Here is an 18,205-nt window from a genome sequence, read left to right on the forward strand (position 1 = left end):
CTTAGCGAGTGGTTACTTCAGTAGCTGCGAAGAAGTACGAGATTTCGCGAGCAGCAGCGGCTTCGGAGTCCGAACCGTGTACAGCGTTGGCGTCGATGGAATCAGCGAAGTCAGCGCGGATGGTGCCGGCAGCAGCTTCTTTAGGGTTGGTAGCGCCCATCAGCTCACGGTTCAGAGCGATAGCGTTTTCGCCTTCCAGAACCTGAACGACAACCGGACCGGAGATCATGAAAGCAACCAGGTCGCCGAAGAAACCACGAGCGCTGTGCTCAGCGTAGAAGCCTTCAGCTTCAGCTTTGGACAGTTGCTTCAGTTTCGAAGCTACAACGCGCAGGCCAGCTTTTTCGAAACGAGTGGTGATCTCGCCGATAACGTTTTTTGCAACAGCGTCAGGCTTGATGATGGAGAAAGTACGTTGAACAGCCATGGTGTAACTCCAGAAACGGTAATTTGCGAAAAATTAAACCCGCGAATTATACGCGGGTTCTTTGGTATTGCCTAACTGCGTACGGCGCAGACTCAGTCTGCTTCTTCGATCCAGGCGGCCTGAATGGCTTCAAGCACCTTCTCGCCACCGCGGGTCGGATCATCACTGAACTCCGGCAATGCCAGCACCCATTTGTGCAGATCGACGAAGTTCACGTAACGCGGGTCCACATCCGGCCTGGATTCAGCCAGCTGGATCGCGATTTCAAGCACATCAACCCATTTCAGACTCATGTCGGTTCCTTGAATCAGTGCGGCGCTTCGGCTGCATGGTTGAGCGAGTATTTCGGAATCTCGACGGTCAGGTCTTCAGTCCCGACGATCGCCTGACAGCCTAGACGCGATTGCGCTTCCAGACCCCAGGCCCGATCAAGAAAGTCTTCCTCCAGCTCATCCGCTTCTTCCAGCGAGTCAAAACCTTCGCGGATGATGCAGTGGCAAGTGGTGCAAGCGCAGACGCCGCCACAGGCGCTTTCCATCTCAATATGGTGTTCATGGGCCAGTTCGAGAATGGAAATACCGGGCTCAGCCTCTACAACCATGCCTTCCGGGCAGAACTTCTCGTGTGGCAGAAAAATGACCTGCGGCATCAGTTATCCTCGATTTCATTCAGGTTGCGCCCCGCCAGAGCGGCTTTCACCGTCGAGTCCAGGCGGCGGGCAGCAAAGGCATCGGTCACCTGCGACAGACGCTTGGTCTGCTGCTCGATGGCGTAACCATCGGTGCCTTTCATCAATTCGTTCAGTTCCTGCATCTGCAATTCGATGACCATGCGCTCTTCGGCGTCGAGCAGGCGTTCGCCGTCAACCTCCAGAGCGCCCTGCACCGCCTCGATCAGGCGCTGGGCATCGACTTGCTGCTCACGCAATACGCGGGCGACTTTGTCGTCGTTGGCGTGCTGGAACGAATCCTTGAGCATTTTGGCGATTTCGCCGTCGGTCAGGCCGTAGGACGGCTTGACCTGGATGCTGGCTTCGACGCCAGAGCCCAATTCGCGGGCCGAGACACTGAGCAGACCGTCGGCATCGACCTGGAAGGTCACGCGAATCTTCGCCGCACCGGCCACCATCGCCGGAATACCGCGCAATTCGAAGCGCGCCAGGGAGCGGCAGTCGCTGATCAACTCGCGCTCGCCCTGCAATACGTGGATCGCCATGGCCGACTGGCCATCTTTATAAGTGGTGAAGTCCTGGGCCCGGGCGACGGGGATGGTGGTGTTGCGCGGAATCACCTTCTCCATCAGGCCGCCCATGGTTTCCAGCCCCAGGGACAACGGAATCACGTCGAGCAACAGCAGTTCGCCGCCATCACGTTTGTTGCCGGCCAGGGTATCGGCCTGGATCGCGGCACCGATGGCGACGACTTGATCCGGATCGATTTCGGTCAGCGGTTCGCGACCGAAGGCGTGCGCGACGGCTTCGCGGACGCGAGGCACGCGCGTCGAGCCGCCGACCATGACCACAGCGTGAACGTCTTCCAGTTCGATACCGGAATCACGCACAGCGCGGCGGCAGGCTTTCAGGCTGCGAGCAACCATCGGCTCGATCAGCGCATTGAAGGCTTCACGGGTCAGCTCGGCCTTCCAGTCGCCATAAGCAACTTCGACGGACGAGGACTGGGTCAGGGCTTCTTTGGCCGCACAGGCGGTTTGTAGCAGATGGCGCTGCGTACCCGGATCGAGGTCGGCCGACAGACCGGCGCCCTCAATAATCCAGCCAGCAATGGCGTGGTCGAAGTCATCGCCACCCAGGGCGCTGTCGCCGCCGGTAGCCAGCACTTCGAACACACCGCCAGTCAGGCGCAAAATCGAAATATCGAACGTACCGCCGCCCAGGTCATAAATCGCGACCAGCCCTTCGGCGTGCTGATCCAGACCGTAAGCGACCGCGGCAGCGGTTGGCTCATTGAGCAAACGCAGCACGTTCAGACCGGCCAGCTTGGCCGCATCCTTGGTAGCTTGACGCTGAGCATCATCGAAATAGGCCGGAACGGTGATCACCGCGCCAACCAATTCGCCACCCAAGGTCGCTTCAGCACGCTGACGCAGTACCTTGAGGATATCAGCGGAGACTTCGACCGGGCTTTTCGGGCCTTGCACCGTGTCGATGAACGGCATGTGCGACTCGCCGTCGACAAAACGGTACGGCAGCTGATCGCCCAATTGCTTGACGTCGGACAGACCACGACCCATCAAGCGCTTGACCGACAGCACAGTGTTCAAAGGATCGGACGCGGCGGCCAGTTTGGCCGACTCGCCAACTTCGACGTGATCGGCGTGATAGCGCACGGCAGACGGCAGGATGACCTGCCCTTGCGCGTCGGCCAGAGGCTCGGAAAGACCACTGCGCAATGCAGCGACCAGCGAATTGGTAGTGCCCAAGTCGATCCCCACAGCCAGACGACGCTGGTGCGGTTGAGGACTTTGGCCGGGTTCGGCGATCTGCAGTAGGGCCATCGTTATCAGGACTTATCTGTATATCAGGCGTGCGACCGGAGCGGCACTGGGTTAATCGTCGAGGCGCTCTTCTAACTGGCGCACTTCGTAGGTGAGCTTGTCGAGGAACTGCATGCGCCGCATCAGGCGTTCGGCCTGTTCACGTTGCGCTGCATCATCCCAACAGGCTGCGAAGCTTTCGTTCAGTTCATCCTGAGCGGTCTTCAGGCGACGCTTGAACACCGCAACACCCGCCAGGTCGGCGCTGTCTTGCAGGTCTTCGAGCTCTTCACGCAACTCCATCTGTTGCAGAAGAAACTCCGGATCATGCACCGTGACCTCCAGCGGCAGCTCGCGACCGCCCATGGCGAGCAAGTAGCGCGCGCGTTTGGGGGGGCTTTTGAGCGTCTGGTAGGCCTCGTTGAGGCTCGCGGATTGCTCGAGCGCCAGCCGCTGCTCACGCTCGGAAGCGTCGGCAAAGCGGTCTGGATGAACACCGCGCGCCAACTCACGGTAGCGCGTGGCCAACTGCTCGAGATCCAGACGGAAACTCGGCTGCAGTTCAAATAAAGCGAAATGACAAGGAGTACCCACGAGCAGCCTCAGATATTGAAGCTTTCGCCGCAGCCACATTCACCGCGTACGTTGGGATTGTTGAACTTGAAGCCTTCGTTCAACCCTTCCTTGACGAAATCGAGTTCGGTGCCGTCCAGGTAGGCGAGGCTTTTCGGGTCGATGATCACTTTCTCGCCGTGACTTTCGAACACTTGATCCTCTGCCACCACCTCGTCGACAAACTCCAGCACGTAGGCAAGGCCGGAACAGCCTGTGGTGCGAACACCCAGACGAATCCCTTCACCTTTGCCGCGCCCGTTGAGGGAGCGTCGCACGTGTTGAGCAGCCGCTTCTGTCATGCTGATAGCCATCGGTGACTCCTTACTCGTCGCCAAATCTTGAAAGTCAGATCAAGCCTTTCTTCTGCTTGTAGTCGCGAACGGCCGCTTTGATAGCGTCTTCAGCAAGTACGGAGCAGTGAATTTTCACTGGCGGCAGAGCCAGTTCTTCGGCCAGCTGAGTGTTCTTGATGGTCTCTGCTTCATCCAGAGTCTTGCCTTTCATCCACTCGGTCGCCAGGGAGCTGGAGGCGATCGCCGAACCGCAACCGTAAGTCTTGAACTTGGCGTCTTCGATGATGCCTTGTTCGTTGACCTTGATCTGCAGGCGCATCACGTCGCCGCACGCCGGAGCGCCGACCATGCCGGTGCCGACATCAGGATCTTCCGCGTCCATCTTGCCGACGTTGCGCGGGTTCTCGTAGTGGTCGATGACCTTTTCGCTGTAAGCCATGATTCTTAATCCTCACTCATCAGGAGTCGCTCTTGAAGCCCTGCCAATCGTGGATTAGCAGGGCCCGGTTGCGGCGACTTGAATATCAGTGCGCCGCCCACTCGATTTTCGAAATGTCGACGCCATCTTTGTACATGTCCCACAGCGGCGAGAGAGTGCGCAGCTTGGTAACGGCCTCGCAGACTTTCTGCGCGGCGTAGTCGATTTCTTCTTCGGTGGTGAAACGGCCGAAGGTGAAGCGAATCGAGCTGTGTGCCAGTTCGTCGTTGCGGCCCAGGGCGCGCAGTACATACGAAGGCTCAAGCGATGCCGAGGTGCAGGCCGAACCGGACGAAACCGCCAGATCCTTGAGCGCCATGATCAGCGATTCGCCTTCAACATAGTTGAAGCTCAGGTTCAGGTTGTGCGGTACGCGGGCGGTCATGCTGCCATTGACGTACAGCTCTTCCAGGCCTTCGACCTGCTTGAAGAAACGGTCGCTAAGGGCTTTGATGCGTACGTTCTCGGCAGCCATGTCTTCCTTGGCTACACGGAAAGCTTCGCCCATGCCAACGATCTGGTGGGTCGCCAGGGTGCCGGAGCGCATGCCACGTTCGTGACCGCCGCCATGCATGGTCGCTTCGATGCGAACACGCGGCTTGCGGCTGACGTACAGCGCGCCGATGCCTTTAGGGCCGTAGGTTTTGTGGGCAGAGAACGACATCATGTCGACTTTCAGTTTCGACAGGTCGATCTCGACCTTGCCGGTGGACTGAGCAGCGTCGACATGGAACAGGATCCCCTTGGAGCGGGTCAGTTCGCCGATGGCCGCGATGTCGTTGACGGTGCCGATTTCGTTGTTCACGTGCATGATCGACACCAGGATGGTGTCGTCGCGCAGGGCAGCTTCGACCATCTCTGGAGTTACCAGACCATCTTCGCGAGGATCGAGGTAGGTCACTTCGAAACCTTCACGCTCCAGTTGGCGCATGGTGTCGAGGACAGCCTTGTGCTCAATCTTGGTGGTGATCAGGTGCTTGCCTTTGGTGGAGTAGAAATGCGCCGCACCCTTGATTGCCAGGTTGTCGGATTCGGTGGCACCGGAAGTCCAGACGATTTCACGCGGATCGGCGTTAACCAGGTCAGCGACCTGACGACGAGCGTTCTCGACGGACTCTTCAGCTTTCCAGCCGAACACGTGGGAACGGGACGCCGGGTTACCGAAGTTTCCGTCGACCAGCAGGCATTCACTCATCTTTTGCGCGACACGCGGATCAACCGGGGTGGTCGCAGAGTAATCAAGGTAAATCGGCAATTTCATGGACTATCTCCTAAATCAGGCTGGCTGGCGTGCCGCTAGCTCTTTGGCTGTCATTCGACGGCGGACGCTTCAATCTTGTCCAGGCGTGGCGCCTTGCTGTTGCAACGACGCTGGTCCTGACGCTGGGCTACTTCTTGCACCTCACGGCGAGTTACAAGGTCAGCCAAGCTGATACCGCTCAGAAATTCGTGAATCTGCAGGCTCAGATCGCACCACAAGTGGTGGGTCAGACAGGTGTCGCCGGAATGGCAATCGCCCTGGCCCTGGCATTTGGTTGCATCGACCGATTCGTTGACCGCATCGATCACCTGGGCGACCTGGATGCCCTGCATGTCGCGGGACAGCTGGTAACCACCGCCTGGACCGCGAACACTGGACACCAGATTGCTGCGGCGCAATTTGGCGAAAAGCTGCTCGAGGTAGGACAGGGAGATGCCTTGGCGCTCGGAGATATCGGCCAGGGACACCGGCCCGTGCTGCGCGTGCAACGCCAGGTCAAGCATGGCGGTCACAGCGTATCGGCCTTTTGTAGTCAGTCGCATGGACAATTACCACGGAATTCGGAATGGGGCGAGTATGCAATTCCCGAGTATTTAAGTCAACTATAAGACCTAGTACTTTAGTCAGGTTTACCCGCAAAAGAGCGGCCGCATCATAGCAAAGGCTGGCCGTGTACAGCCAGCAATTGCGCGATGAAGCCGACACGGTCTAGCTGGCCTGACTCTGATCCTTGTCCTTCACACAGGCAAAGTCTTCTTCGCGCAGTTCAGGCAGATCTTTCGCACAGTAATTGCTACCCAAGTCCTTCAGCGCCCCGCACATCCCTTCAAGTCGACCATCGACCGCCTGCAGATGATCGAGCAACTGGTTAATGGCGCGAGCCACCGGGTCCGGCATGTCTTCGCCGACACCATAGGCATCGAAACCGATCTTCTCGGCCATGGCCTTGCGCCTGGCATCCTGCTCTTCATCGGACTTGACGATGATCCGTCCAGGAATCCCCACCACCGTCGCCCCGGGCGGAACCGCCTTGGTGACCACGGCATTGGAACCCACCTTGGCTCCGGCACCGACAGTGAACGGGCCGAGCACCTTGGCGCCCGCTCCGACCACTACGCCGTCTTCCAGAGTCGGGTGACGTTTGCCCCTGTTCCAGCTGGTGCCACCGAGGGTTACGCCCTGATACAGGGTGACGTCGTTGCCGATCTCGGCGGTCTCACCGATAACGATGCCCATGCCATGGTCGATAAAGAAGCGACGACCGACCTTGGCACCCGGATGAATTTCGATCCCGGTCAACCAGCGACCGAAGTTCGACACCAGCCGCGCCAGCCATTTCCAGCCCATGCCCCACAACGCTGACGAGAGGCGATGGATCCAGATGGCGTGCATGCCCGGGTAGCACGTCAGAACCTCAAAAGCATTACGCGCCGCCGGGTCACGATGGAAAACACTTTGGATATCTTCACGCAAACGCTCGAACATCATTAATCCTTCCGCTTTAGAAGCTCGCCACGGGCCGCTTTCTGGGTTTCCGTGAGGATGCCACGCAATATATTCATTTCCGCTCGACTGACCGAGCTGCGTCCGTACAACCGGCGCAGACGCGCCATCAAGTGCCGTGGTTTTTCCGGATCGAGGAATTCGATGGCCACCAGGGTCTGCTCCAGGTGCTCATAGAATCGCTCCAGCTCATCCATGGTCGCCAGCTCACCACTCTTGGTGGACGCCACTTCATCCTTCTCGACCTTGCTCGGCTGACCTACAGCCGCCAACCAGGACATGCGCACTTCATAGCTCAACACCTGCACCGCCGCCCCAAGATTCAGCGAACTGAACTCAGGGTCTGATGGGATGTGCACGTGATAATGACATCGCTGCAGTTCTTCGTTGGTCAGGCCGGAGTCTTCACGACCGAACACCAATGCGATCTCGGCACCCTGCTCCGCTTCCTCGACTACCTTCACACCGCATTCACGGGGATCGAGCAACGGCCAGGGAATGCGGCGATCGCGAGCACTGGTACCGAGCACCAGATTGCAGCCGACCAAGGCATCTTCCAGGGTGGCGACGACTTGAGCATTTTCAAGAATGTCACCGGCACCGGACGCACGCGCATCAGCCTCGTGATGCGGGAACAACCGCGGTTCGACCAGCACCAGCCGCGACAGGCCCATGTTCTTCATGGCACGCGCAGCACCGCCGATATTCCCGGGGTGACTGGTATTGACCAGGACGACACGAATGTTTTGCAGCAAGGGAGGCGCTCTCGAACACAATAAGGGGAGCCGAATCTTACAGCGCTCCATGGTGTCCCGCCTCAAAAATAACTGTTCACTTTTGACGGCGCTCAATGTGGCGTGTTGCGTTGCCGCTTCTCCCTATAGCGAGCTATGAGTCGGCGCGGCACCTTGCCTGCCAACATTGACCACTCGTCAAAATGTGAGCGTATTTCCGAGACGGGACACACCGTTAAGACATGAAAGCGAACACCGACCTTCTCCTGTAGAAACTTTCTGATAGAATGCCCGGCTTTCTTTAACAACCTTAGGTGACACATCCATGCAGCCCATGCTGAATATCGCGCTGCGCGCCGCCCGCAGCGCCAGTGAATTGATCTTCCGCTCCATCGAGCGCCTGGATACCATCAAGGTCGACGAAAAAGACGCCAAGGATTACGTATCCGAGGTGGATCGCGCCGCCGAACAGAAAATCATCGATGCACTGCGCAAGGCTTACCCTAATCACTCGATCATGGGTGAAGAAACCGGCATGCACGCCGGTAGCGGCATCGAAGGCGAAGAGTACCTGTGGATCATCGATCCGCTGGATGGCACCACCAACTTCCTGCGCGGCATTCCTCACTTCGCTGTCAGCATCGCCTGCAAATACCGTGGCCGCTTGGAACACGCCGTTGTTCTGGACCCGGTTCGCCAGGAAGAATTCACCGCCAGCCGCGGTCGCGGCGCCCAACTGAACGGTCGTCGCCTGCGCGTCAGCGGCCGCACCAGCCTGGACGGCGCCCTGCTGGGTACCGGCTTCCCGTTCCGTGACGACCAGATGGACAACCTCGACAACTACCTGGGCATGTTCCGCGCCCTGGTTGGCCAGACCGCCGGCATCCGCCGCGCTGGCTCGGCGAGCCTGGACCTGGCCTACGTGGCTGCCGGCCGTTTCGACGCTTTCTGGGAATCAGGCCTGTCCGAGTGGGACATGGCTGCAGGCGCCCTGCTGATCCAGGAAGCTGGCGGCTTGGTGAGCGACTTCACCGGCGGTCACGACTTCCTTGAGAAAGGCCACATCGTCGCCGGTAACACCAAGTGCTTCAAGGCAGTATTGACGGCGATCCAGCCGCACCTGCCAGCTTCGCTGAAACGCTAAACGCAAAAGCACCTCAAGAAAACGCCCCGACTTGTTCGGGGCGTTTTTTTTTGCGCAACCCCCCCCCCCCCCCCCTAACGCCGCGATCCATGTGGGAGCGGGCTTGCTCGCGAAGAGGGAGTGTCAGTCGACATCAATGCCGCCTGGCACACCACCTTCGCGAGCAAGCCCGCCCCCACAAGTTACGCGCTCTAACTGAGCAGCATTAAATGCAGCCATAACGAAAAATGCCCCGCATCTTTCGATACGGGGCATTTTCTTGAATCGCCAGCCTGAACAGGCTGGCGTTTCGGCATCGGAAGCTGGACTTAAGCCAGTTTTTCCTTGATGCGAGCTGCTTTACCGGACAGGTCACGCAGGTAGTACAGCTTGGCTTTACGTACGTCACCGCGACGCTTAACAGCCATGCTGTCGATTTGCGGGCTGTAGGTCTGGAAAGTACGCTCTACGCCAACACCGTTGGAGATTTTACGAACGGTGAAAGCACTGTTTACGCCGCGGTTACGCTTGGCGATAACGACGCCTTCGAACGCTTGCAGACGCGAACGATCGCCTTCCTTCACTTTCACCTGAACGACAATGGTGTCGCCCGGGGCAAAGGTAGGGATCTCTTTGGTCATCTGCTCTGCTTCGAGTGCAAGGATGATTTTGTTAGTCATGCTGTGCTCCTAAGGTAAATCGTCGGATCTACCATCGATACGTTGTTAACTATCGTCCCGCTCGCGGATGTATTCCTCGAGCAGCTTCTTCTCTTCTCCAGAAAGCGAGCGGCTTTCCAGAAGATCGGCGCGTCGTTCAAAGGTCCTACCAAGGGACTGCTGTAAACGCCAACGCCGGATATGCGCGTGATTGCCACTTAGCAATACGTCGGGAACACGCTGATCCGCATACACCTCCGGTCGGGTGTAGTGCGGGCAATCCAGCAAACCATCCGTAAAGGAATCTTCCTCGGCGGAGTCCGCATGCCCTAAAGCTCCAGGCAGCAGTCGTGTAACCGCATCGATCAGGACCATCGCCGGCAGCTCGCCGCCAGACAGTACATAGTCGCCAATCGACCACTCTTCATCGACATGAGCATCAATAAAACGCTCGTCAATGCCTTCATAGCGGCCGGCAATCAGGATCAATGCATCCAGATTCGCCAACTCGCGTACCGCCGACTGAGTCAGTTGACGGCCTTGGGGGGACAGGTAAATTACCTTCGCCGCCTCCCCGGCTGCTGCCTTGGCCTGAACCAGAGCATCTTCCAGGGGCTTGATCTTCATCACCATGCCCGGACCACCGCCAAATGGGCGATCGTCCACAGTGTGATGTCGATCCGTCGTGTAGTCTCGCGGATTCCAACAGGTGAGCTGCAACAGCCCCTGTTTCACCGCACGACTGGTGATGCCGTACTCGCTGATGGCGGAGAACATCTCGGGAAACAAACTGATCACTTCTACGCGCAGGTTAGCCACGTTTAGAAGTCCGCATCCCATTCCACCTTCATCTCGCCTGCGGCAAGGTCGACAGCCAACACGCATTGCTCCGTATAGGGCAACAGGCGTTCGCGATCATCCAGGCTGCCAGCGCAAGGCTTGACCACCATTACATCATTGGCGCCGGTTTCCAGAAGATGATCGATTTTCCCGAGCAATTGCCCGAGTTGATCAACAACCTTCAGACCTTCCAGCTGGTACCAGTAGTACTCGCCGTCGGTCAATTCAGGGAACAGGTTACGCGGCACGCAGATCTCGTAACCGGCCAGAAGACGAGCTTCTTCACGATCATCAAGACCCTTGAGCTTTGCGACCAGGAACTTGTCGTTCCCACGCCCGCTGACCAGCTCAACCTGTTTCACACTACCTTCGCGCTTGAGCGTCCAGGTTTTGTACTCCAACAGGTTTTTGATCGGATCAGTAAAGGAATACACCTTCACTTCGCCGCGAACGCCATGAACAGAATAAATTTTGCCAATAACGATCAAATCATCGGCAACAGCTGGCGTCGCGCTCATATTGCTCAGGCCGCAGCCTTGGCAGATTCCTTCAACAACTGAGCAACGCGCTCAGAAGGTTGTGCACCAACGCTCAGCCAGTAGGCTACGCGCTCTTGGTTCACGGACAGACGAACTTCTTGACCACGAGCAACAGGGTTGAAGAAACCAACCTGTTCCTTGTGCGAACCGTCACGCGGGTTGCGGCTGTCGGTTACGGTCAAGTGGTAAAACGGGCGCTTTTTGGAGCCGCCAAGGGCAAGACGGATTGTTAGCATGTGAACATCGTTCCTGTAGTCGGTGCTGCAAATCTAAAGGCACAGCGGGCATAGGTGCCCGAAAGGCCGCATATTCTAAGGAATATCCGGACTTTTGCAAATGTCTTTTTCCGGCGGCCTATCGGTCGCCATCCAGATTTGCTATAGAGCCATCGTTGAAGATGGCCAGTCAGCTCCCGCCAAGTGCGGGTTTGCTGGAGATCCCACTTCCATGTGGGAGATGCAAGGGCAAGCCCTTGCGTGAATACTTTACATCTTTGGCATGCCGCCGCCGGGCAACATACCGCCCATGCCGCGCATCATTTTGGCCATTCCGCCTTTCGCGGAGAACTTCTTCATCATCTTCTGCATCTGCTTGTGCTGCTTGATCAAGCGACCGATGTCCTGCACCTGGGTGCCGGAACCCATGGCGATCCGGCGCTTGCGCGAACCGCTGATCAGCTCAGGGTCGCGGCGCTCGGCCGGGGTCATGGAATTGATGATGGCTTCCATCTGCTTGAACTGCTTCTCTGCCGCGCCCTGGGCGTTGCCCATCTGCGCCAGATTCACGCCGCCGATGTTCGGCAGTTTGTCCATGAGGCCGCCGAGGCCGCCCATGTTCTTCATCTGTTGCAACTGATCACGGAAGTCTTCGAGATCGAAGCCCTTGCCCTTCTTCAGCTTCTTGGCCAGTTTATCGGCCTTGTCCTTGTCGAGGGTCTGTTCGGCTTGCTCGATCAGGCTGAGTACGTCGCCCATGCCGAGGATGCGCGAAGCGATACGCTCAGGATGGAATGGTTCGAGCGCTTCGGTCTTCTCGCCCATACCGATGAACTTGATCGGCTTGCCGGTGATGGCTCGCACCGACAGCGCGGCACCGCCACGGGCATCGCCGTCGACCTTGGTCAGGATCACACCGGTCAGCGGCAGCGCATCGCCAAAGGCCTTGGCCGTGTTGGCGGCGTCCTGGCCGGTCATGGCGTCGACCACGAACAGGGTTTCGACCGGGTTGATCGCGGCGTGCAACGCCTTGATCTCGCCCATCATCTCTTCGTCGATGTGCAGACGACCGGCGGTATCGACGATGACCACGTCGATGAATTTCAGTTTGGCTTCTTTAATAGCCGCTTGTGCGATGTCGACCGGCTTCTGGCTCAGGTCGGACGGGAAGAAGGTAACGCCAACTTCACCCGCGAGCATTTCCAGCTGCTTGATCGCCGCCGGACGGTAAACGTCCGCGGACACGACCATGACCGACTTCTTCTTGCGCTCTTTAAGGAAGCGCGCGAGTTTGCCGGCGGTGGTGGTTTTACCCGCACCTTGCAAACCGGCCATCAACACGACGGCAGGAGGAACGGCGCTGAGGTTCAAGTCTTCGTTGGCCGCGCCCATCAGGCTTTCGAGTTCGGCCTGGACGATTTTCACGAAGGCCTGGCCCGGCGTCAGGCTGCGCGACACCTCGGTGCCGACAGCGCGCTCCTTGACCGAATTGACGAAGTCTTTGACCACCGGCAGGGCGACGTCGGCTTCGAGTAACGCCATGCGAACTTCGCGCAGGGTGTCTTTGATGTTGTCTTCGGTCAGCTTGGCCTTGCCGGTGACATGGCGCAGCGTCTGCGAGAGACGGTCGGTTAAGTTTTCAAACATTGCGCGATCCTTTCAGGCCCTGTGTAGACCGGGATAATGGCGGCCCAGACCGGAATAAACATGTGCTCGGCGAGCCTGCGGCGTGGGCAGGTCGCGGATTATAGCGAAGACTGCGTCTGGCGGACACCTCGCCGTCAGGTTGCATGGTCTTTCGTGCTGTGGGGGTTCTATGCCAAACTCAGCGCCTTTCGGGCTTGCCTAACAGGATTTATGCTCCCCTTGTCACCCAGTTTGCTTACCACCCTCGCCGCCGCCTGCTTATATGCCGCTGCGACCCTCTATCAAGGCACTCGTCTGGCCACCGGCGCCAAGGCGAACAAGCGCCTGCTGGTCACGCTCGGTGTGCTGGCCGTGCTGGCCCACAGCGTCAGCCTGATCACCTATCTGCTGACACCGATCGGCCTGGCCCTGGACTTTTTCAGCGCCGCCAGCCTGATTGCCGCAGCGGTCATCGCCCTGACCCTGCTGGCCTGCTCGCGGATTCCGGTGGAAAACCTGCTGCTATTGCTGTTCCCGCTGGGCGCCGCCACCGTGCTGCTGGCACAGTTTGCCCCCGCCGGCACGGTGCAGATCATTGATGAAGAGCCAGGCATCCTCGCCCACATCCTCTTGTCGATCCTCGCTTACGGCATGTTCACCATCGCGGTGTTCCAGGCTTTGCTGCTGCTGGTTCAGGACCATCAGCTCAAGCACAAGCATCCGTCCGGGCTGATCAAGAACTTCCCGCCACTGCAAACCATGGAAAGCCTGCTGTTTGGTTTCCTCTGGGCCGGCTGGAGCCTGCTGTCGCTGTCGCTGATCTCCGGCTGGCTGTTCGTCGAGAACCTGTTCGCCCAGCACCTGGTGCATAAAACCCTGCTGGCGTGCCTGGCCTGGATCGTATTCAGCGTGCTGCTTTGGGGGCGCAACCGCCTCGGCTGGCGCGGACACAAAGCCATCCGCTGGACCCTTGCCGGTTTCTGCCTGCTGATGCTGGCATATTTCGGAAGCAAGCTGGTCCGCGAATACATTCTGCATATCTGACGGGCGGCATTAATGGACGACTTGCCCATTGGACCGATGCTCGCGGTGCTGGCCCTGCTGATTTTATGGTCGGGGCTGTTTACCGCCATCGAAATCGCACAACAGCACTTGCTGGCCCAGCGCACGGCCTCGCGCTCGAGCGACAAACCGCCGGCCAAGCTGAACTTCCCGCTTAACAGCCTGATCCTTTGCAACACCCTGTGTCGCGCACTGGTGGTGGTCATCAGCACCTTGCTGGCGATTTTCACTTGGGCGCAAAACGGCCCATGGATTGCCGGCCTCGGTGCCAGCGCGGTGCTGCTGGTATTCGCCGACTATCTGCCGCGCAGCCTCGCCATGCGCCATCCGGATGCTGTGCTAAGCCTTGGCAACACACTGCTCGGCGTACCGTTGAAAATCGTCTATCCGTTCGCCTGGCTACTCAATGGCATCGGCCAACTGCTAATGCGGCCATTCGCCCGCAAAATCAACGTGGTGCAGCAAAGCGAAGACGAGGCCCCGGCAGATCGGCACGACGATCACGAACACGCGGCCTGTCGCCCGCATTCGCTGTCAGGTATCCACGCGCTGGATAACATCACGGTCAACGATATTCTGGTGCCGCGCAGTGACGTCGACGGAATCAATCTGGACGACTCCCTCGAAGAAATCATCGAGCAACTTCGCCATAACAGGCGCACCCGCCTGCCGGTATTCCACAGCGACATCAACCAGGTCGAAGCGGTGCTCAACACCCACCAGATCCGTCATTTGCTCCCGGATTCAAGCCTGACCCGAGAAGCTCTGCTGGCAGCCAGCCACGAACCGTACTTCGTACCGGAAAGCACGCCACTGCACCTGCAATTGCTGAACTTCCACAAGCAGCAGCGGCGTTTGGGCATGGTGGTCGACGAATACGGCGAAGTACTGGGCATCGTAACCCTGGAAGACATTCTCGAAGAAATCGTCGGCGAGTTCGAAAGCCAGCACAGCCTGGATAACCCGCACATCCACCCGCTGGCCGATGGGCGTTTGGTCATCGAGGGTGCGGCGTCGATTCGTGAATTGAACAAAAGTCTTGGCTGGCACTTGCCCAGCGATGGCCCGAAAACCCTCAACGGGTTAGTGACCGAGGCGCTGGAGACGATTCCGGACAGTGCGGTTTGCCTGAAGATCGGGCGTTATCGGCTGGAGATTCTGGAGACGGAAGACAATCGCGTCACGCGCGTGTTGATCTGGCATACCAGCTCAGTGCCTGCCCTTTCCAAAATCTGACGCGATCCCTTGTGGCGAGGGAGCTTGCTCCCGCTGGACTGCGAAGCAGGCCCGATCACAAACAGCGCGATCATCCTGAAAGAATGCATTCATCCGTTTGCGGCCGCTACGCGCCCGAGCGGGAGCGGGAGCGGGAGCAAGCTCCCTCGCCACAAAAGCCATCGCATCCTCCAAGCCGCTTGTTGAATCATTAGCCGCCTTCCTATAATCAAGCCGCTTACCCAAGCCCCCCGCCGAACCACGTGCTTACCCCGCACGCAGCAGGTTCCGGCCAGATCATCGACAATATCCGCACCACTGCGACGACTGTTCCTACCTTGAACAGCGACCGTATCTCAACCCACATCCCTGGGTATTCGACCATAATAATTCGCTCCACTGGGGCACATGACTGTCAGGGATTACCGCATGACGACCAGCACAACGTTCAGCGACACCGCGCCTGTCCAACCAACCAACTCCGCCACCCGAGTAGCCACCGCGAGTTTCATCGGCACGGCTATCGAGTTCTACGACTTCTACGTCTATGCCACTGCGGCAGCGCTGGTGATCGGGCCGGTGTTTTTTCCGCAAACCTCCGGCACCGCCCAGATGCTGTCGGCGTTCCTCACCTTCGGTATCGCCTTCCTTGCGCGGCCACTGGGTTCGGCGCTGTTCGGCCACTTCGGTGACCGCATCGGGCGCAAATCGACACTGGTCGCCTCCCTGCTGCTGATGGGCGTGTGTACCACGCTGATCGGCGTGCTACCGGGTTACGACAGCATTGGCGCCTGGGCGCCGATCCTGCTTTGCGTGCTGCGCTTCGGCCAGGGCCTGGGGCTGGGCGGTGAATGGGGCGGCGCCGCATTGCTGGCTACGGAGAACGCGCCCAAAGGCAAGCGCGCCTGGTACGGCATGTTCCCGCAACTCGGTCCATCGATCGGGTTCCTGGCGGCCAACGGCCTGTTCCTGACGCTGGCCATGAGCCTCAACGACGAGCAGTTCCGTTCGTGGGGCTGGCGGATTCCGTTCCTGCTCAGTGCTGCATTGGTGATGGTGGGCTTGTACGTACGCCTCAAGCTCCACGAAACCCCGGTGTTCGCCAACGCCATGGCTCGCCAGGAGCGGGTGAAGATCCCGTTGGTCGAGCTGTTCAGCCAATATTGGGCGCCGATGCTGCTGGGTGCCGGGGCGATGGTGGTGTGTTACGCGCTGTTCTATATCTCGACGGTGTTTTCGCTGAGCTACGGTGTGTCGACGCTCGGCTACACCCGCGAAACCTTCCTCGCGCTGCTGTGTTTCGCTGTGCTGTTCATGGCGGCCGCGACACCGCTGTCGGCCTGGGCCAGTGATCGTTTCGGGCGTAAACCGGTGCTGATCATCGGTGGCGTGCTGGCGATTCTGTCCGGATTCCTGATGGAACCGCTGCTGACCCAAGGCTCGACCTGGGGTGTAGCGCTGTTTCTGTGCATCGAACTGTTTCTGATGGGCGTGACGTTTGCGCCGATGGGCGCGCTGCTGCCGGAGCTGTTTCCGACCCACGTGCGCTATACCGGCGCATCGGCGGCCTACAACCTGGGCGGGATTGTCGGAGCTTCGGCGGCACCGTTCTTTGCGCAGAAACTGGTGGCGATGGGCGGTTTGAGTTATGTCGGAGGGTATGTGTCGGGGGCGGCGGTGCTGAGTTTGATAGCGGTGCTGTGCCTGAAGGAGACGCGGCATAACGATTTGAATCGGGTGGCCTGACAGACCGCCATCGCGGGCAAGCCCGCTCCCACAGGTTTTGGGTGTACGCAACATCTGCGAACAACCTAAATCCTGTGGGAGCGGGCTTGCCCGCGATAGCCGCGACTCGGTTACAGCTCTACAACAACAGCCTGAGAAGCACGGGTCGCTTTAGCCCGTGCGGCTTCGATCGACTCATCACGCGCCAACGCCACACCCATCCGACGCTGGCCATTGACCTCAGGCTTGCCGAACAGACGCAATGCAGTATCCGGCTCGCTCAGCGCAGCGCCCAAATTGGCGAAAGCGGTCTGTGTCGACTGCCCTCCCACCAGAATCACCGCCGAAGCCGAAGGCCCGAACTGACGGATCAATGGAATCGGCAGGCCCAGGATCGCCCGAGCGTGCAGCGCGAACTGCGACAGGTCCTGGGAAATCAGGGTCACCAGACCGGTATCATGCGGGCGCGGCGAAACTTCGCTGAACCACACCTGATCACCCTTGATGAACAGCTCGACGCCAAACAGACCACGGCCACCCAGAGCTTCAGTCACGGCTTTGGCAACGCGCTCGGATTCAGCCAGAGCAACCGGGCTCATGGCTTGTGGCTGCCAGGATTCCTGATAGTCGCCCTTCTCCTGACGGTGGCCAACCGGCGCACAGAACGTAGTGCCGCCAATGTGACGCACGGTCAGCAGGGTGATTTCGTAGTCGAAGTCGATGAAGCCTTCGATGATCACGCGACCTTTACCGGCGCGGCCACCTTCTTGAGCGTAATCCCAGGCCTTGCGCACGTCATCGACGCTGCGCAGCAGGCTCTGGCCTTTGCCCGAGGAGCTCATGACCGGTTTGACCACGCATGGGAAACCCAGATTTTCGACAGCCTTGCTGTAGTCCTCGAAGGTGTCCGCGAAATGATACGGCGAGGTCGGCAGGCCCAGCTCTTCGGCGGCCAGGCGACGGATGCCTTCGCGGTTCATGGTCAGCTGTGCGGCGCGAGCGGTCGGGATCACGGTGAAGCCTTCGGACTCCAGTTCAACCAGGGTCGCGGTGGCGATGGCTTCGATTTCCGGCACGATGAAATGCGGCTTCTCGGCTTCGATCACTGCACGCAGGGCGGCGCCGTCGAGCATGTTGATCACATGGCTGCGATGGGCGACTTGCATGGCTGGCGCATTGGCGTAGCGATCCACGGCAATCACTTCAACGCCCAAGCGTTGCAGCTCGATCACCACCTCCTTGCCCAACTCGCCACAGCCACACAGCAATACGCGGGTCGCGGTTGGCGACAATGGAGTTCCGATACGGGTCATCTCAGGTCCTCAAGAAGCGGATCATCGAGGGAAGCGCGCTTCCCATGGGGAGAAAGCGCGGCATTTTACATGAACCTGAGGGTT

Annotated in this window: 21 protein-coding genes; 4 read left to right on the top strand and 17 right to left on the bottom strand. The window is 59.0% G+C overall.

Features of this window, described 5'->3' with window-relative positions; translation table 11 throughout:
- Position 1: 1 nt before the first annotated feature.
- The 11 genes from ndk to trmJ form a co-directional block, all read right to left on the bottom strand.
- On the bottom strand, positions 2–427 hold the full coding sequence (gene ndk, locus IC37_RS04305) for a nucleoside-diphosphate kinase (RefSeq protein ID WP_007916882.1): 426 nt from the start codon (positions 425–427) through the stop codon (positions 2–4).
- A 92-nt stretch (positions 428–519) separates the two neighbouring features.
- Complete coding sequence (iscX, locus tag IC37_RS04310) at positions 520–720, bottom strand: Fe-S cluster assembly protein IscX (protein ID WP_030129846.1); 201 nt, start codon at positions 718–720, stop codon at positions 520–522.
- A 14-nt stretch (positions 721–734) separates the two neighbouring features.
- Entirely contained in the window at positions 735–1,076 is a 342-nt protein-coding gene (fdx, locus tag IC37_RS04315; protein ID WP_008014719.1) for an ISC system 2Fe-2S type ferredoxin, read from the bottom strand.
- On the bottom strand, positions 1,076–2,941 hold the full coding sequence (gene hscA / locus IC37_RS04320) for a Fe-S protein assembly chaperone HscA (protein ID WP_030129845.1): 1,866 nt from the start codon (positions 2,939–2,941) through the stop codon (positions 1,076–1,078). Before hscA ends, fdx begins: the two co-directional genes overlap by 1 nt.
- Positions 2,942–2,992: 51 nt before the next feature.
- On the bottom strand, positions 2,993–3,514 hold the full coding sequence (gene hscB, locus IC37_RS04325) for a co-chaperone HscB (protein WP_030129844.1): 522 nt from the start codon (positions 3,512–3,514) through the stop codon (positions 2,993–2,995).
- An 8-nt stretch (positions 3,515–3,522) separates the two neighbouring features.
- Complete coding sequence (gene iscA / locus IC37_RS04330; RefSeq protein ID WP_007903589.1) at positions 3,523–3,846, bottom strand: iron-sulfur cluster assembly protein IscA; 324 nt, start codon at positions 3,844–3,846, stop codon at positions 3,523–3,525.
- A gap of 34 nt (positions 3,847–3,880) precedes the next feature.
- On the bottom strand, positions 3,881–4,267 hold the full coding sequence (iscU, locus tag IC37_RS04335; protein WP_003443374.1) for a Fe-S cluster assembly scaffold IscU: 387 nt from the start codon (positions 4,265–4,267) through the stop codon (positions 3,881–3,883).
- Positions 4,268–4,352: 85 nt separating this feature from the next.
- Complete coding sequence (locus tag IC37_RS04340; protein WP_030129843.1) at positions 4,353–5,567, bottom strand: IscS subfamily cysteine desulfurase; 1,215 nt, start codon at positions 5,565–5,567, stop codon at positions 4,353–4,355.
- Between the two features lie 50 nt (positions 5,568–5,617).
- Positions 5,618–6,109: a Fe-S cluster assembly transcriptional regulator IscR gene (iscR, locus tag IC37_RS04345; RefSeq protein ID WP_003227911.1), complete on the bottom strand. Its 492-nt coding sequence runs from the start codon at positions 6,107–6,109 to the stop codon at positions 5,618–5,620.
- A gap of 166 nt (positions 6,110–6,275) precedes the next feature.
- Positions 6,276–7,052, bottom strand: coding sequence for a serine O-acetyltransferase (gene cysE, locus IC37_RS04350; RefSeq protein WP_030129842.1), 777 nt, complete (start codon positions 7,050–7,052; stop codon positions 6,276–6,278).
- Between the two features lie 2 nt (positions 7,053–7,054).
- Positions 7,055–7,825: a tRNA (cytosine(32)/uridine(32)-2'-O)-methyltransferase TrmJ gene (trmJ, locus tag IC37_RS04355; RefSeq protein ID WP_030129841.1), complete on the bottom strand. Its 771-nt coding sequence runs from the start codon at positions 7,823–7,825 to the stop codon at positions 7,055–7,057.
- Positions 7,826–8,129: 304 nt separating this feature from the next.
- On the opposite strand from trmJ, the gene suhB reads away from it, so the two are divergent.
- The gene (gene suhB / locus IC37_RS04360) at positions 8,130–8,948 is read left to right on the top strand and encodes an inositol-phosphate phosphatase (protein ID WP_008070994.1); all 819 of its coding nucleotides are present in this window, start codon (positions 8,130–8,132) and stop codon (positions 8,946–8,948) included.
- A gap of 308 nt (positions 8,949–9,256) precedes the next feature.
- On the opposite strand, the gene rplS is transcribed toward suhB, so the two are convergent.
- From rplS to ffh, 5 genes are all read right to left on the bottom strand, one after another.
- Positions 9,257–9,607, bottom strand: coding sequence for a 50S ribosomal protein L19 (gene rplS / locus IC37_RS04365; RefSeq protein ID WP_003175895.1), 351 nt, complete (start codon positions 9,605–9,607; stop codon positions 9,257–9,259).
- A gap of 45 nt (positions 9,608–9,652) precedes the next feature.
- Positions 9,653–10,426, bottom strand: coding sequence for a tRNA (guanosine(37)-N1)-methyltransferase TrmD (gene trmD, locus IC37_RS04370; protein WP_173667518.1), 774 nt, complete (start codon positions 10,424–10,426; stop codon positions 9,653–9,655).
- Positions 10,408–10,944: a ribosome maturation factor RimM gene (rimM, locus tag IC37_RS04375; RefSeq protein ID WP_030129840.1), complete on the bottom strand. Its 537-nt coding sequence runs from the start codon at positions 10,942–10,944 to the stop codon at positions 10,408–10,410. Before rimM ends, trmD begins: the two co-directional genes overlap by 19 nt.
- 5 nt (positions 10,945–10,949) lie before the next feature.
- Positions 10,950–11,201: a 30S ribosomal protein S16 gene (gene rpsP / locus IC37_RS04380; protein WP_003198088.1), complete on the bottom strand. Its 252-nt coding sequence runs from the start codon at positions 11,199–11,201 to the stop codon at positions 10,950–10,952.
- A gap of 249 nt (positions 11,202–11,450) precedes the next feature.
- A complete protein-coding gene (gene ffh / locus IC37_RS04385) occupies positions 11,451–12,827 on the bottom strand; it encodes a signal recognition particle protein (RefSeq protein ID WP_030129839.1) in 1,377 nt (458 codons plus the stop codon).
- Positions 12,828–13,037: 210 nt separating this feature from the next.
- On the opposite strand from ffh, the gene IC37_RS04390 reads away from it, so the two are divergent.
- The 3 genes from IC37_RS04390 to IC37_RS04400 all read left to right on the top strand — a co-directional run bounded on the left by IC37_RS04390 (position 13,038) and on the right by IC37_RS04400 (position 16,829).
- Entirely contained in the window at positions 13,038–13,850 is an 813-nt protein-coding gene (locus IC37_RS04390) for an inner membrane protein YpjD (protein WP_030129838.1), read from the top strand.
- 12 nt (positions 13,851–13,862) lie between these two features.
- The gene (locus tag IC37_RS04395; RefSeq protein ID WP_030129837.1) at positions 13,863–15,104 is read left to right on the top strand and encodes a transporter associated domain-containing protein; all 1,242 of its coding nucleotides are present in this window, start codon (positions 13,863–13,865) and stop codon (positions 15,102–15,104) included.
- A gap of 408 nt (positions 15,105–15,512) precedes the next feature.
- On the top strand, positions 15,513–16,829 hold the full coding sequence (locus tag IC37_RS04400; RefSeq protein ID WP_030129836.1) for an MFS transporter: 1,317 nt from the start codon (positions 15,513–15,515) through the stop codon (positions 16,827–16,829).
- Between the two features lie 110 nt (positions 16,830–16,939).
- Here IC37_RS04400 and purT read toward each other — a convergent pair whose 3' ends face one another.
- Positions 16,940–18,121: a formate-dependent phosphoribosylglycinamide formyltransferase gene (gene purT, locus IC37_RS04405; protein ID WP_030129835.1), complete on the bottom strand. Its 1,182-nt coding sequence runs from the start codon at positions 18,119–18,121 to the stop codon at positions 16,940–16,942.
- Positions 18,122–18,205 lie beyond the last annotated feature (84 nt).

Origin of the sequence: Pseudomonas sp. QTF5, from assembly GCF_000512695.2 — a bacterium.
GTDB lineage: Bacteria > Pseudomonadota > Gammaproteobacteria > Pseudomonadales > Pseudomonadaceae > Aquipseudomonas.